At 68.0% G+C, this 14,082-nt stretch carries 13 protein-coding genes; 12 read left to right on the forward strand and 1 reads right to left on the reverse strand.

The window, feature by feature from the left end; genetic code table 11:
- Positions 1–95: 95 nt before the first annotated feature.
- The 10 genes from DBV10_RS14060 (at position 96) to DBV10_RS14105 (ending at position 9,910) form a co-directional block, all read left to right on the forward strand.
- Entirely contained in the window at positions 96–1,013 is a 918-nt protein-coding gene (locus DBV10_RS14060; protein WP_124514241.1) for a dihydrodipicolinate synthase family protein, read from the forward strand.
- An 82-nt stretch (positions 1,014–1,095) separates the two neighbouring features.
- Entirely contained in the window at positions 1,096–2,247 is a 1,152-nt protein-coding gene (locus DBV10_RS14065; RefSeq protein WP_124514242.1) for a branched-chain amino acid ABC transporter substrate-binding protein, read from the forward strand.
- 32 nt (positions 2,248–2,279) lie between these two features.
- Entirely contained in the window at positions 2,280–3,239 is a 960-nt protein-coding gene (locus tag DBV10_RS14070; protein WP_124514243.1) for a 4-hydroxyproline epimerase, read from the forward strand.
- 29 nt (positions 3,240–3,268) lie between these two features.
- Positions 3,269–4,384 (forward strand): FAD-binding oxidoreductase, encoded by a 1,116-nt coding sequence (locus DBV10_RS14075; RefSeq protein WP_124514244.1) that lies wholly within the window; start codon positions 3,269–3,271, stop codon positions 4,382–4,384.
- On the forward strand, positions 4,381–4,677 hold the full coding sequence (locus tag DBV10_RS14080; protein WP_124514245.1) for a (2Fe-2S)-binding protein: 297 nt from the start codon (positions 4,381–4,383) through the stop codon (positions 4,675–4,677). Before DBV10_RS14075 ends, DBV10_RS14080 begins: the two co-directional genes overlap by 4 nt.
- Positions 4,668–6,011, forward strand: a complete 1,344-nt coding sequence (locus DBV10_RS14085) for an FAD/NAD(P)-binding oxidoreductase (protein ID WP_124514246.1) — start codon at positions 4,668–4,670, stop codon at positions 6,009–6,011. Before DBV10_RS14080 ends, DBV10_RS14085 begins: the two co-directional genes overlap by 10 nt.
- Positions 6,012–6,161: 150 nt before the next feature.
- Complete coding sequence (locus DBV10_RS14090; protein ID WP_233589924.1) at positions 6,162–6,806, forward strand: TRAP transporter small permease; 645 nt, start codon at positions 6,162–6,164, stop codon at positions 6,804–6,806.
- A gap of 24 nt (positions 6,807–6,830) precedes the next feature.
- Positions 6,831–8,096, forward strand: a complete 1,266-nt coding sequence (locus tag DBV10_RS14095) for a TRAP transporter large permease (RefSeq protein WP_124514247.1) — start codon at positions 6,831–6,833, stop codon at positions 8,094–8,096.
- 57 nt (positions 8,097–8,153) lie between these two features.
- Positions 8,154–9,173 carry a TRAP transporter substrate-binding protein gene (locus DBV10_RS14100; protein ID WP_124514248.1) on the forward strand — a complete coding sequence of 340 codons (1,020 nt, stop codon included), beginning with the start codon at positions 8,154–8,156 and terminating at the stop codon, positions 9,171–9,173.
- 62 nt (positions 9,174–9,235) lie between these two features.
- Positions 9,236–9,910, forward strand: coding sequence for a GntR family transcriptional regulator (locus tag DBV10_RS14105; RefSeq protein WP_124514249.1), 675 nt, complete (start codon positions 9,236–9,238; stop codon positions 9,908–9,910).
- 92 nt (positions 9,911–10,002) lie between these two features.
- On the opposite strand, the gene DBV10_RS14110 is transcribed toward DBV10_RS14105, so the two are convergent.
- On the reverse strand, positions 10,003–11,421 hold the full coding sequence (locus DBV10_RS14110) for a PLP-dependent aminotransferase family protein (RefSeq protein ID WP_124514250.1): 1,419 nt from the start codon (positions 11,419–11,421) through the stop codon (positions 10,003–10,005).
- A gap of 190 nt (positions 11,422–11,611) precedes the next feature.
- On the opposite strand from DBV10_RS14110, the gene gabT reads away from it, so the two are divergent.
- Both gabT and DBV10_RS14120 read left to right on the forward strand, forming a co-directional pair.
- Complete coding sequence (gene gabT / locus DBV10_RS14115; RefSeq protein WP_124514251.1) at positions 11,612–12,904, forward strand: 4-aminobutyrate--2-oxoglutarate transaminase; 1,293 nt, start codon at positions 11,612–11,614, stop codon at positions 12,902–12,904.
- Between the two features lie 28 nt (positions 12,905–12,932).
- Positions 12,933–14,042, forward strand: coding sequence for an ABC transporter ATP-binding protein (locus DBV10_RS14120; RefSeq protein WP_124514252.1), 1,110 nt, complete (start codon positions 12,933–12,935; stop codon positions 14,040–14,042).
- Positions 14,043–14,082 lie beyond the last annotated feature (40 nt).

Below are 14,082 nucleotides of genomic sequence, written 5' to 3' on the forward strand. Positions count from 1 at the left end.
CGCACCCCCTGTTTTTCCGCTTGCGCGTTTTAAATATCTTGCTAATATATTTAACAACCAAGCCACCCATCCACTTTTCACCCCAAGGAGCCCCTGTGAACCCCCAACCCCGCTGGCAAGGCATCTTCCCCGCCATCACCACCAAGTTTCACGCCGACGAGTCCATCGACGCTGAGGGCACGGCCCGCCACATCGACTTCCAGATCCGCAACGGCATCCACGGCCTGGTCACCTGCGGCTCGCTGGGCGAAGCCAGCACGCTGAGCCTGGAAGAGAAGCTGAAGGTCGCCCAGATCGCCCTCGAAGCCGCCGACGGCCGCGTGCCCGTGCTGGCCAATGTGTCCGAAACCAGCACCCGCGAAGCCCTGCGCTACATCGACGGCGCCAACCAGCTGGGCGTGGCGGGCTACATGGTCATGCCCTCGGTGATCTACGTGGCCGACGCGCGCGAGGCCATGGCCAATGTGCGCGCCATGGCCGGTGCGGCTCAGCGCCCGCTGATGGTCTACAACAACCCCGTGGCCTACCGCGTAGACCTGAAGCCCGAGCACATGCTGGAGCTGGCCGACTGCGAGTGGATCGCCGCCATCAAGGAAAGCACGGGCGACATTCGCCGCATCACCGACCTGCGCAACACCGTGGGCGACCGCTACCAGCTCTTCCTGGGCGTGGACGACCTCGCCTACGAAGGCCTGGCCCTGGGCTGCGACGGCCTGCTGGCCGGCGTGGGCTGCACCTTCCCGCGCGAGACCGTGGCGCTCTACGACCTGATGAAGGCCGGCCAATTTGCCGAGGCGCTGCCGCTGTACCAGTGGATGACGCCCATGCTGCACCTGGATGTGTCCAACAAACTGGTGCAGAACCTGAAGCTCATCGACCTGCTGGTGGGTGTGGGCACCGAACACATGCGCCGCCCCCGCCTGCCGCTGGTGGGCGAGGAGCGCGCGTTTGTCGAGCGTGTGGTCCGCAAGGCGCTCGAAACCCGCCCGACAAAGTACCAGTCCGTGGCCTGACAAGCCGCCCGTTTACCTGTTTCCGTCACCGGGCCGGACGAGACACCGGCCCTTTCCATCAAGCACACACAAGAGGTTTTCCATGACACGTGCATCTTTCGGATTTCGGACGCTCACGCCCGCTGCCATCGCGGCCTTGCTGCTGGCGGGCCATGCCCACCACGCCAGCGCGCAGGAGCAGGTGGTCAAGATCGGCCACAGTGGCCCGCTCTCGGGCCCCAACGCCTTTGCGGGCAAGGACAACGAGAACGGCGTGCGCCTGGCCATCGAGGAGCTCAACGCGAAAAAGATCGTGGTCGAGGGCAAAACGCTAAAATTCGAACTCGTGTCGGAAGACGACCAGTGCGACGCGCGCACCGGTGTGAGCGTGGCGCAGAAGCTGGTAGACAGCGGTGTGAAGTTCGTCATGGGGCCCTATTGCTCGGGCGTGGCCATCCCCGCGTCGCGGGTCTACAACGACGGCGGCACCATGGTGTCCACCGTGGGCACCAACCCCAAGGTGACGGAAGGCGGCTACAAGAACCTGTTCCGCATCATCGCCAGCGACACCCAGATCGGCTCGAACATGGCCGTGTATGCCGCCCAGGTGCTCAAGGTGAAGCAGGTGGCCGTGATCGACGACCGCACCGCCTTCGGCCAGGGCGTGGCCGACCAGTTCACCAAAGAGGCCAAGAAGCAGGGCCTTACGGTGGTGGGCCAGGAGTTCACCACCGACAAATCCACCGATTTCCTCTCCATCCTCACCAGCCTCAAGGCCAAGCAGCCCCAGGCCATCTTCTTTGGCGGCTATGCGCCCCAGGCCGCCCCCATGGCACGGCAGATGAAGCAGCTCGGTCTCACCGCCAAGCTGCTGGGCGGCGACACCCTGTGCAGCCCCGAAGTCGGCAAGCTCGGCGGCGACGCCGTGAACGACACCGTGGTCTGCGCGCAGGGCGGCACCATGCTCGACAAGGTGGCCAGCGGCCCGGCGTTCAAGGCCAAGTACAAGACACGCTTCAAGCTCGACGCCGACGCCTATGCCGCGTCCTACTATGACCAGGTGATGTTCATGGCCGACGCGATGCAGAAGTCCAACTCCACCCAGCCCGCCAAGGTGGGTGCGCAGATGGTCGGCTCCAGCTACCAGGGCGTGGCGGGCACCTATGCCTACGACGACAAAGGTAACCTCCAGCAAGCGCCCATCACCGTGCTGACCTTCCGCAACGCCGCGCCCGTACCGCTCGCGAGCTATTGACCCCTCCACGCCCAGTCACTCAAGCCAACGCCATGAAACGCATCCAGATCCTTGACTCCCACACCGGCGGCGAGCCCACACGGCTGGTCGTCGGCGGCTTTCCCGACCTGGGCGCGGGCAGCATGGCCGAGCGGCGCGAGCGGCTGGCGCGCGAGCACGACGCTTGGCGTGCCGCCACCGTGCTGGAGCCGCGCGGCAGCGACGTGGTGGTGGGCGCCCTGCTCTGCGAGCCGCAAGACCCGGCCAACGCGGCGGGCGTGGTCTTCTTCAACAACAGCGGCTACCTCGGCATGTGCGGCCACGGCACCATCGGCCTGGTGGCATCGCTGGCCTATCTGGGCCGCATCCAGCCCGGCGAGCACCGCATCGAAACCCCCGTGGGCACCGTCACCACCACCTTGCACGCCGATGGCTCGGTCAGCGTGCGCAACGTGCCCGCCTACCGGCTGCACCACCAACTGGCAGTGGATGTACCCGGCCATGGGCGCGTGGTGGGCGACGTGGCCTGGGGCGGCAACTGGTTCTTTTTGATCTCCGACCACGGCCAGCGCGTGGCCAGCGACAACCTGGAGGCGCTGATGCACTACAGCTGCGCCGTGCAGCAGGCCCTCAAGGACCAGGGCGTCCGGGGCGACAACGGCGGCGAGATCGACCACATCGAGCTGTTTGCCGACGACGACAACGCCGAGGACCCCGCCTATGTCCCCGCCAATAGCCGCAACTACGTGCTGTGCCCCGGCAAGGCCTACGACCGCTCGCCCTGCGGCACCGGCACCAGCGCCAAGATTGCCTGCCTGGCCGCAGACGGCAAGCTCGCACCCGGTGCCGTCTGGCGCCAGGCCAGCATCATCGGCAGCCAGTTCGAGGCCAGCTACGCGCTGCAGGGCGATGGCAAGCTCATCCCCACGCTGCGCGGCCGCGCCCACATGAGCGCCGAGGCGACCCTGCTCATCGAAGACAGCGACCCTTTCGGCTGGGGCATCCGGCTGTAACCCGGCCTTTGCCATCCGCACAGGCCCCCATGCAAACTACCGATGTCCTTGTGATTGGCGCTGGCATCGTCGGCGCCGCCTGCGCCCATGCGCTGGCCCTGGCCGGGCTGTCGGTGCGCGTTATCGACGCGCGGCTGGGGGGTGCCACGGCGGCGGGCATGGGCCACCTGGTGGTGATGGACGACAACCCTGCCGAACTGGCGCTGAGCCGCACATCGCTGGACCTCTGGCATGCCTGGGCGCCGCGCATGGATGCAGGCTGTGCCTTCACCGCCTGCGGCACGCTCTGGCTGGCCGCCAACGATGCCGAGCTGCAGGCCGCACACGACAAGCGCGCCACCCTGCAGGCCCACGGCATCGCCTGCGACATGCTGGATGCCGCTGCCCTGGCCCGCAGCGAACCCGCGCTGCGCCCCGGCCTGGCGGGCGCGCTCCAAGTGCAGGGCGACAGCGTGGTCTATGCCCCGCGCGCAGCCCAGTGGCTGCTAGACCAGGCCGCAGCGCATGGGAACGTTGTTTTTGAACAGGCCGAAGCCACGCGCATCGACGGCCATACCGTCGCCCTGCGCGACGGCAGCCAGCGCAGTGCGGGCGCCATCGTGCTGGCCAGCGGCATGCACGCCCCGCAGCTGTGTCCCGGCCTGCCGCTGCGCCCCAAGAAGGGCCACCTCGTCATCACCGACCGCTACCCCGGCACCGTGCACCACCAATTGGTGGAGCTGGGCTACATCACCAGCGCGCACCACAGCGATGGCACCTCGGTGGCCTTCAATGTGCAACCCCGGCCCACGGGGCAATTGCTGATCGGCTCGTCGCGCGAGTTCGACACCACCGATCCGGCCGTCAACCACGCCGTGTTGGCACGCATGCTGCAGCGGGCGCTCAGTTATCTGCCCGGCCTGGCCGACCTCAATGCCATCCGCACCTGGACCGGCTTTCGCGCCGCCACGCCCGACAGCCTGCCCATCATCGGCCCGCACCCGGAGCACCCCCACCTCTGGCTGGCCGTGGGCCACGAGGGCCTGGGCGTGACCACCGCCCCCGCCACGGCGCAGTTGCTGGCCGCACAGATCACCGGGGGCACGCCCCCGATCGACCCCACGCCTTATGCGGCATGGCGTTTTGACTCCTTGGGTGCCGCATGACATCCCCTTCCAGCCCATCGCACACTGTGCAGATCACCGTGGACGGCATCCCCCGGCAGGCGCCCGCCGGCACCAGCGTGGCCGCCGCGCTGGCGCAGCAGCCGCCAGGCAACGCGCGCACCTCGGTCACGGGCGAGGCACGTACACCGCTGTGCGGCATGGGCGTGTGCCACGAATGCCGGGTGCGCATCCAGGGCCGCATCCGCCTGGCCTGCCAGACGATGTGCACCGAAGGCCTGCAGATCCACACCGACGCGGGCACCGCCCCCGGGAGCGCCACGCCATGCCCATGACCCCCACGGCCCCGCCCTCCGCCCCTCACGAGCACTGCGACCTCCTCATCATCGGCGCGGGCCCGGCCGGCATGGCCGCAGCGCTGGCGGCGGCCCCCAGCGGCGCCTCCATCACGGTGGTGGACGACAACCCGCAGCCCGGCGGCCAGATCTGGCGCGACGGCCCGCAGGTTGCACTGCCCGCGCTGGCGCAGCAACACCGCAGCGCCCTCGCCCAGCACACCAACATCCGCGTGCTCACCGGCACCCGGGTGGTCGGGCTGGGGGCCACCCACCCCACGGACAAGGCCCCCGCCCTGCTGCTGGAAGACGCCGACCGGGGCTGGACCCAACACAGCCACCGCACCGTGCTGTGCACCGGCGCGCGCGAGCTGCTGCTGCCTTTTCCGGGCTGGACGCTGCCCGGCGTGACGGGTGCAGGTGCGCTGCAGGCGCTCATCAAGGCGGGGCTGGATGTGCGCGGCCAGCGCATCGCCATGGCCGGCACAGGCCCGCTGCTGCTGGCAGCGGCAGCCACCGCCACCCAGGCAGGGGCCACCGTGGTGCGCATTGCCGAGCAGGCCTCCTGGGCATCCCTTGCGGGCTTTGCTGCGCAACTGTCGCGCTGGCCCGCCAAGGCTCTGCAGGCCCTTGCGCTGCTCAACCCCCATTTGCGTGCAAGCACCCATGTGCTGGAGGCACAAGGCACCGTCCAGGTGCAGTCGGTACGGCTGCGCCGGGGGATGCAAGGCGAAGAAACCATCGCCTGCGACCGCCTGGCCTGCGGTTTTGGCCTGGTGCCCAACACCCAACTGGGGCAGCTGCTGGGCTGCGCCCTGGGCGGGCCGCTGAGCAATGGCCAGGGCCTGGCCGTGGATGCGCAGATGCGCACCAGCGTGCCCGGCGTATACGCCGCCGGGGAATGCACCGGCTTTGGCGGCAGCGAACGCGCCCTGGTGCAGGGTGCCATGGCCGGCCATGCGGCGGCGGGGCAGGTGCAGCAGGCCCGGGCGCTGCGCCCACAGCTCGCACGCTGGGACGGCTTTGCACAGGCCCTGCAGGCATCGTTTGTGCTGAACGCTGCCATCAACACCCTGGCCCGCCCCGACACCCTCGTATGCCGCTGCGAAGACGTGCCCTATGCCGACCTGGCCCCGCGCCAGGGCTGGATCGACGCCAAGCTGCACACCCGCTGCGGCATGGGCGCCTGCCAGGGGCGCATCTGCGGTGCCGCCACGCAGCAGCTGTTCGGCTGGACGCCCGCCGCGCCACGGCACCTGCTGGCGCCGGCACGCATCGGCACGCTGGCCGCCTGCACGCCCACGCCCGCCACCCCCGAAGCGCCCACGGGCTGACGGCGCACCTCCGGCCACGCCCCGTCCCTTTCTTCAGGGCTTACCCGCACCCTCCAGGCATCCATCTTGCTTTTAAATATATTTGTCAGATATTAAAAACACACGGTTTCCCTCTCACCCACGGCACACCCCTCCTCCTTCGCCCCCACCATGTCCACCCACCCCAGCCCCCCTGCCCCGCAAGCCCGGTTGCCACGCACGCCACGCGCCCCTGTCCGCTGGGTGCTGGCCTTGTCCACCCAGGTGCTGCGCACCGAGCGGCAGCTGCTCACCGCCCTCATGACCTTGCTGGTGGTGCTGATCCTGCTCAACGTGGTGACGCGCTACACCGGCATGCCGATCTACTGGGTGGACGAGGCGGCGGTGTACACGGTGGTCTGGCTGACCTTCGTGGGCGCCTCGGTCATGACGCGGCTGCGCATGGACTTTGCCGTGACCATGCTGACCGACCACCTCGGCGCCCGGGGCGCCAAGGCGTTCAAGGTGGTGGCCACCTCGGGCGTGCTGCTGTTCGGCCTGGCCATGCTGACGATGTGCTGGGTGTGGATGGACCCGGTGGGCATCGCGCGCCATGGCTTTGACGCCAAGGAGTTTGCGGCCGAGAGCTTCAACTTCCTCTACACCGAACGCACCCAGACGCTGAACTGGCCCACCTGGGTGCTGCAACTGATCCTGCCCGCCTTCTCGGCCACCTTCAGCGTGCACGCCCTGGCCAACCTGCTCGAAGACATGGGCGCCGCCGAGCGCGTGCAACACGCTGGCTTCGACGTGGTCAACGCCGACGCCGTCAACTGACACACCCACCACCAGAGCCCCGCCATGATCACCACCCTGTTCTTCCTCGCCGCCTTGATGGTGGGCGTGCCCATCGGGGTGTGCCTGTGCCTGTCGGGCGCGGTGTACATCCTCAGCATTGGCAGCCCGGTGCTGTTCCAGTCCTTCCCCCTGCAGATGTTCGGCGGGGTGGACAGCTACGGCCTCATCGCCATCCCGCTGTTCATCCTGATCGGCGAGATCATGAACAGCGGCGGCATCACGCGCCGGCTGGTGGACCTGTCGATGGCCTTCATCGGCTCGGTCAAGGGCGGCCTGGCCTACGTGAACATCCTCGCCAACATGCTGGTGTCGTCCATCATCGGCTCGGCCACGGCGCAGGTGGCCATCATGTCGCAAGTGATGGTGCCCGAGATGGAAAAGCAGGGCTACGACAAGACCTTTGCGGCCGGCCTCACGGTGTATGGCGGCATGCTGGGCCCCATCATCCCGCCTTCGGTGATGTTCGTGGTCTACAGCGTGCTGGCCCAGGTGGCCGTGGGCGACATGCTGATTGCCGGCATCCTGCCCGGCGTGCTGCTCACGGTGCTGTTCTTCATCGTGATCGCGCTCATGGGTTTTGTGTATGACTACCCGCGCAGCGAAAAGCGCACGCTGGCCCAGCGCGCGCGCACCGTGGTGCAGGCCAGCCCCACACTCCTGATCCCCATCATCATCGTGGGCTCCATCCTGAGTGGCTTGGCCAACCCCACCGAATCGGCGGCCGTGGGCGCGCTGGCCTCGGCCCTGGTGGGGCGCTATGTGACCAAGGAGTTCCGGTTCAGTGCGATGCCCGCCATCCTGCTGCGCTCGGCCATTTACTCGGCCATCGTGCTGTTCCTGGTGGCGGCGGCCGCGGTGTTCTCGTGGCTGCTGATCTACGGCAAGGTGCCGCAGATGGTGGCCGCCTGGGTGCAGACCGTGGCGCACGACCCTGTCACCTTTTTGCTGCTCACCAACGTGATCCTGCTGGTCATCGGCACCGTGATCGATGGCATCCCCGGCCTCATCATGACCGCGCCCATCCTGCTGCCCATTGCCACCGAGGTCTACCACATCGATCCGCGCCACTTTGGCGTGGTGATCGTCGTCAACCTGGTGCTGGGGCTGATGACCCCGCCCGTGGGCCTGAGCTTCTTTGTTGCATCCGCCGTCACTGGGGCCAAGCCCGGAAAGATGTTCATCGTGACGCTGCCGTTTTTCATCATCAGCTGCGTGGCGCTGGTGATGCTGTCGCTGTTCCCCAGCCTGTCGCTCGGTTTGCTCAAGTAGCCCGCCGCCCGGCAAATCCCCGTCCCCCTCCCAAGGTTCTTTCACACGGAGTTCACCATGACGACCCAGCCCGCCCACACTGTCACCCGCCGCCATTTCATCCAGCGCCATGCCGTGGCCGCAGCCACCGTCACGGGGCTGGGCTTTCCGGCCCTGGTGCGCGCCGCCGACGCCAAGGAGTTCCGCCTGGGCCTGATCACGCCCGCCGGCCACTCGTGGAACCGCGCGGCGCTGCAGTTTGGCGAGGCGATCAAGAAGGAAACCGACGGCCGCCTGAGCGTCACGGTCTTCCACTCGGGCCAGCTGGGCAACGAGGCGGCCATGATGCAGCAGCTGCAGTCGGGCGCGCTCGACATGGGCTGGATCCAGGCGGCCGAGCTGGGCTCGCGCGTGGCCAGCATCGCCGCCATCAACGCGCCCTACCTGGTGCGCTCCACGCCCGCCGTGGCCAAGCTGGTCAAGCACCCGGCCGCCACCAAGCTGCTGGAGGCACTGCCGCGCGAGACGGGCACCATCGGCCTGGGCTGGGGCATCACCGGCATGCGCGCCGTGTTCTCCACCAAGGACATCGCCCTGCCCACCGATATCAAGGGCATGAAGCTGCGCATCAACCCCACGCCCGTGTACCGCGACTTTTATCAAATGTTGGGCGCCGCGCCCACGCCCATTCCCACGCCGCAGGTGTTCGACGCGATGAGCAACGGCCAGGTGGACGGGCTGGAGGCCGACATCGAGTTCTCATGGAACCAGCGCTTCGACAAGGTGGCCAAAACCCTGCTGCAGATGAATGCGCTGTTCATGCCCTTCGCGCCCCTGGTGTCAGGGCGCATCTGGCAGGGCCTGGACGCCAAGGACAAGGACCTCATCCGCAAGCTGGTGGCCCAGTCGCTGGATGCGCAGATCAACGACATCGTGGCCACCGAGGCCGGCCTGGTCGAGAAGTTCAAGGGCACCTCCATCGCCTTCAAGACCGCATCGTCCTTCAACCCCGACGGCCTGATCCAGGAGTTCGACAAGATGTGGCTGCCCAAGTCGCCCCAGATTGCCGAGCTGCGCAAGGCAGGCGCCAGCCTCTGACAGGCCCCGGGGCCGCATCCCATAAGATGCGGCCTCCCGCAACGCCCAGCCCTCCACGCCCGATGACACTCCGCAGCCCCCCCTCCCAGCGAGAACCAGCACCCAAGCGGCGCGCGGCGGACGTGGCCTACGACGCCATCGAGACCATGATTGCCACCCTGCAGCTGCAGCCCGGCAGCCCCGTGGTGGAGGCCGACATCGCCGAACGCACGGGCCTGGGCCGCACCCCCGTGCGCGAAGCCCTGCTGCGCATGGTGTCGATCGGCCTCATCGTGCAGCAGCCGCGCCGGGGCCTGCAGGTCTCCAACATCGACCTGGCCGACCACCTGGACGTGATCCAGACCCGCCGCGTGCTTGAACGCCTGCTGGCCTCCTGCGCCGCGCGCCGCGCCACCGGGCCACAGCGCCAGGCCATCGTGCGCTGTGCCGAAAAAATGATGGAAGCCGCCGAGCGAGGGCACCTGGACGACTACATGCTGGCCGACCACGAGCTGGACCTGGTCACCCACCAGGCCAGCCAGAACCAGTCGGCCGTCAAGTCCGTGGCCCCGCTCATCGTGCTGTGCCGCCGCTTCTGGTATGCCTACCAGCACGAAGGCGAGGTGTCCGAAGGCGCCCGCGCGCACATGCAACTGGCCCAGGGCATCGCCAGCGGCGACGAAGCCCAGGCCATGGCCGGCGCCGAGCAGCTGATGGAGTACCTGGAGCGGTTTGCCCGGCGCATCATCGACCGCTAACTCCACCGCCACAAAAACTATCAATTTGATAGCTGGTAGGGCACAGCAGACGCGCGCTACAAGCCCAAAAGCCTTTGCGGCAAAGCGCAGGGCTACAGGGCGGTCTGCTGCCCCAGCTCGATGCGCTGCTCCAGAAAGCGCCACATGCGCTCATCCTGGCTGAACGACACGTTGAAGCGCAGCCAGCCCGTGGGGCGCGGCTCCACCAGGAACAGCTGCCCCGGCCCGAGCAGGATGCCCGCGCCGGTGGCCTCCTTCGACAGCTCGGCGCTGTCGGGCAGGTCCGGGTGGCGGGCCCAGAGGTACATGCCTGCCTCGGGCTCGTGGAACAGCTCGAACCCCAGGCTCAGCAGGCGCCGCCCCACCGTGCGGTGCGCCTCGGCCAGCCGCTCGCGCAGCGACTTGAGGTGCTTGCGCCAGCGGCCATCCGTCACCACGCCAAAGGTGATGCGCTCGGTGATCTCGGACGAGGTCAGGCCCGAGACCATCTTGAGCTGCACCAGCTCATCGAGCAGATCGCGCCGCGCCACCAAGAAGCCCGTGCGCAGGTTGGGCGAAATCGTCTTGGAGAAACTGCCCAGGTAAATCACGCGGTTGAGCTGGTCCAGGCTGGCCAGCGAGGGGCGCACGCCGGTGTCCATGTCGGCGTAGATGTCGTTTTCGACCAGCATGAAGCCATGCTGGTCGGCCAGCTGCAGCAGGCGGTGCAGCTGCGCCACCGAGGCCACCGAGCAGGTGGGGCTTTGCAGGCGCGGCTGGGTAAAGAACACCGTGGGCTTGTGCTCGGCCAGCAGGGCTTCCAGCGCGGGCAGGTCGTAGCCCGTGGCCGTGCGTGGCACGCCGATCGGATGGGCCCCTGCAAAGCGCAGCATGAACAGCAGGTTGGGATAGCCCGGGTCGTCCACCAGCACCACATCGCCCGGCTTGACCAGGCGGCGCGCCACCAGGTCCAGCGCCTGGCTGGAGCCTTGTGTGAGCAGCACCTGGTCGGCATCCACCGCCAGGTGGTGTTCGGCCAGCGACTCGGCCACCACCATGCGCAGCGCCATGTGGCCATGCGGCAGGCCGTAGCCGTCCAGCTCGGGGCCATCCGACGAGAGCTGCCGCATGCTGCGCTTGACCGCATCGCCAAACAGCCAGTCATGGGGCAGCCAGCCGCAGCCCGGCTTCATGGGCAGGTTGCGGTTTTCAAAAATCTGTTTGAGGTACCAGCGCGCATCAAAGCGGGGCACCGGCCGCTCTGGCGCACCAGCGCCGGGCGCCGCGCCCTCGTCGCCCCGCCGCTTCACGAAAAAGCCCGCATTGGCCCGCGACACCAGCCAGCCCTGCGCCACCAGCCGGTCGTAGGCCTCGACCACGGTGAACACGCTCACCCCATGGGCCGCCGCAAAAGCACGGATGGACGGGAGTTTGCTGCCGGGCTTGAGCACCTGCCCGGTGATGAGGCCCCGCAGACCATCGACGATCTGGCTGACCAGAGGTGTCTGGAGGTCCGGGCTGAGAGTGAGCATCAGGAGAGCAAAAAAGGGGGCGAATTGTGCACCGTGTTGGCGCACACCAGATCAGGGATTGCCTGTACAGGATTTTAGACCTGCACAGTGCGCGCAAAACAGCGCTCCGCTGTACATGGACGGTCCGTGGCGCGACTTCCAGAATTCGCCCCATTCCTTCATTTCGCAGCCCACTCCCCGATCCAACGCCATGCAACAAGACCGCCACTTCACCAACGCCGCCCTCCTCACCCGCCGCCACGCCGCCGTGGCGCGGGGCGTGGGGCAATCCCACGAACTCTTTATCCAAAAGGCCCGCAACGCCGAGCTGTGGGATGTGGAGGGCCGCCGCTTCATCGACTTTGCTGGCGGCATTGCCGTGCTCAACACCGGCCACCTGCATGCGGGCGTGATCGCCGCCGTGAAGGCCCAGCTCGATCTGTACACCCACACCTGCTTCCAGGTGGTGGCCTACGAGCCCTATGTGGAACTGTGCGAGCGCCTGAACACCCTGGCGCCCGGCGCATTCGCCAAGAAAAGCCTGCTGCTGACCACCGGTGCCGAAGCCGTGGAAAACGCCATCAAGATCGCCCGCGCCCACACCAAGCGCCCCGGTGTCATCGCCTTCACCGGTGGCTACCACGGCCGCACCAACCTCACGCTGGGCCTGACAGGCAAGGTCGTGCCCTACAAGGCCGGGTTCGGCCCCTTTCCCGGCGAAGTGCACCACGCACTGTTCCCCAACGCGCTGCACGGCGTGAGCGTGGAACAGGCGCTGCAGTCGGTGGAGCTGATCTTCAAGAACGACATGGAGCCCGAGCGCGTGGCCGCGTTCATCGTGGAGCCCGTGCAGGGCGAAGGCGGCTTCTACGTGGCGCCGCCCGAGTTCATCACCGGCCTCAAGGCCCTGGCCGACCGCCACGGCATCCTGCTGATTGCCGACGAAGTGCAGACCGGCGCGGGCCGCACGGGCACCTGGTTCGCCTCTGAGCAGTGGCCCGTGGCGCCCGACCTCATCACCACCGCCAAGTCGCTGGCGGGCGGCTTCCCGCTGTCGGGCGTGGTGGGCCGCGCCGAAGTGATCGACGCCCCCGGCCCCGGCGGCCTGGGCGGCACCTATGCCGGCAGCCCCGTGGCCTGCGCCGCAGCGCTGGCCGTGATCGACGCCTTTGAAAAAGAGCACCTGCTGGCCCGCAGCCAGGACATGGGCGCGCTGCTGGTCCGGGCCTTGAAGGACCTGGCCGCCAAGGTGCCCGCCATCGGCGACGTGCGGGGCCTGGGCGCCATGGTGGCCATCGAGCTGTTCGAGAACGGCGACGTGCACCGCCCCGATGCCGCACTGACCAAGAAGGTCGTGGCCGAGGCCGCGCGGCGCGGGCTCATCCTGTTGTCCTGCGGCACCTACGGCAACGTGGTCCGCATCCTGGTGCCCCTGACCGCGTCGGACGAATTGCTGCAAGAAGGCCTGGCCATCCTGGCCGACAGCTTCGCCGCCGTGGGCTGAACCCCCTTTCCCTGACAGCCCCACCACCATGAACCACGCAGAACCCCTGGTCCGCTTCAGCGGCGTGCAAAAAACCTACGACGGCGAACAGCTTGTGGTGCGCGCGCTGGATTTGGACATCCAGCGCGGCGAGTTCCTGAGCCTGCTCGGCCCCTCGGGCTCGGGCAAGACCACCACGCTGATGATGCTGGCGGGGTTTGAATCCCCCACCGCCGGCGACATCCTGCTGGACGGCAGGCAGATCACGCGCACACCGCCCCACAAGCGCAACTTTGGCATGGTGTTCCAGAACTACGCGCTGTTCCCGCACCTCACCGTGGGGCAGAACGTGGCCTACCCGCTCACCGTGCGCAAGGTGCCCAAGGCCGAACAGGCCGAGCGCGTGAAGAAGGCGCTGGACATGGTGCGCCTGTCGGGCATGGCCGACCGCCTGCCCGCGCGCCTGTCGGGCGGCCAGCAGCAGCGTGTGGCGCTGGCGCGCGCCCTGGTGTTCAACCCCCAGCTCGTGCTGATGGACGAACCCCTGGGCGCGCTCGACAAGCAGCTGCGCGAGCACATGCAGATCGAGCTGAAAGAACTGCACCGCCAACTGGGCGTGACCTTTGTGTACGTGACGCACGACCAGGGCGAGGCGCTGACCATGAGCGACCGCGTGGCGGTGTTCAACGAAGGCGTGATCCAGCAGCTGGCCGATGTGGAAGCGCTGTATGAAACCCCGTCCAACCGCTTCGTGGCGGGCTTTGTGGGCGACAGCACGGTGGTCACCGGCACCCTGCAGGGCCACGGCACCGCCTGTGCGCTGCAGCTGCCCGACGGCCAGCGGCTGCCCGGGCTCAACGTGAACCAGCTGGCGCCCGGCGCGCGCGCTGAGGCCTGCATCCGCCCCGAGCGCATTGCGCTGCATGCCGCCGGCACAACCCCCCAGGGCCCGGCCCTGCGCGCCACGGTGGCCCGCGCCATCTACTACGGCGACCACCTGCGCCTGGTGTGCGACATCGGTGCGGACCAGGCACAGGCCACCGTCAAGCTGCCGCTGACCCGTGCCGATGCCAACCCCCACCCCGCACCCGGCGACGCCGTGCTGCTGGAGTTTCCTACCGAGTCCACGCGCATCTACGCCCTGCCCACCGTGCACTGAAGCTCCCTCTTTTGTTGATCCCTGTCCCCTCCCCCAACCC

Origin of the sequence: Acidovorax sp. FJL06 (assembly GCF_003852545.1) — a bacterium.
Taxonomy (GTDB): domain Bacteria; phylum Pseudomonadota; class Gammaproteobacteria; order Burkholderiales; family Burkholderiaceae_C; genus Acidovorax.

Excerpts from the sequence above, each read along its gene's own strand:
- DBV10_RS14085 (WP_124514246.1), top strand. The coding sequence starts at position 4,668 with ATGCCCATGACCCCCACGGCCCCGCCCTCCGCCCCTCACGAGCACTGC.
- DBV10_RS14100 (WP_124514248.1), top strand. The coding sequence starts at position 8,154 with ATGACGACCCAGCCCGCCCACACTGTCACCCGCCGCCATTTCATCCAG.
- DBV10_RS14095 (WP_124514247.1), top strand. The coding sequence starts at position 6,831 with ATGATCACCACCCTGTTCTTCCTCGCCGCCTTGATGGTGGGCGTGCCC.
- DBV10_RS14080 (WP_124514245.1), top strand. The coding sequence starts at position 4,381 with ATGACATCCCCTTCCAGCCCATCGCACACTGTGCAGATCACCGTGGAC.
- DBV10_RS14065 (WP_124514242.1), top strand. The coding sequence starts at position 1,096 with ATGACACGTGCATCTTTCGGATTTCGGACGCTCACGCCCGCTGCCATC.
- DBV10_RS14075 (WP_124514244.1), top strand. The coding sequence starts at position 3,269 with ATGCAAACTACCGATGTCCTTGTGATTGGCGCTGGCATCGTCGGCGCC.
- DBV10_RS14110 (WP_124514250.1), bottom strand. The coding sequence starts at position 11,421 with ATGCTCACTCTCAGCCCGGACCTCCAGACACCTCTGGTCAGCCAGATC.
- DBV10_RS14120 (WP_124514252.1), top strand. The coding sequence starts at position 12,933 with ATGAACCACGCAGAACCCCTGGTCCGCTTCAGCGGCGTGCAAAAAACC.
- gabT (WP_124514251.1), top strand. The coding sequence starts at position 11,612 with ATGCAACAAGACCGCCACTTCACCAACGCCGCCCTCCTCACCCGCCGC.
- DBV10_RS14105 (WP_124514249.1), top strand. The coding sequence starts at position 9,236 with ATGACACTCCGCAGCCCCCCCTCCCAGCGAGAACCAGCACCCAAGCGG.
- DBV10_RS14070 (WP_124514243.1), top strand. The coding sequence starts at position 2,280 with ATGAAACGCATCCAGATCCTTGACTCCCACACCGGCGGCGAGCCCACA.
- DBV10_RS14090 (WP_233589924.1), top strand. The coding sequence starts at position 6,162 with ATGTCCACCCACCCCAGCCCCCCTGCCCCGCAAGCCCGGTTGCCACGC.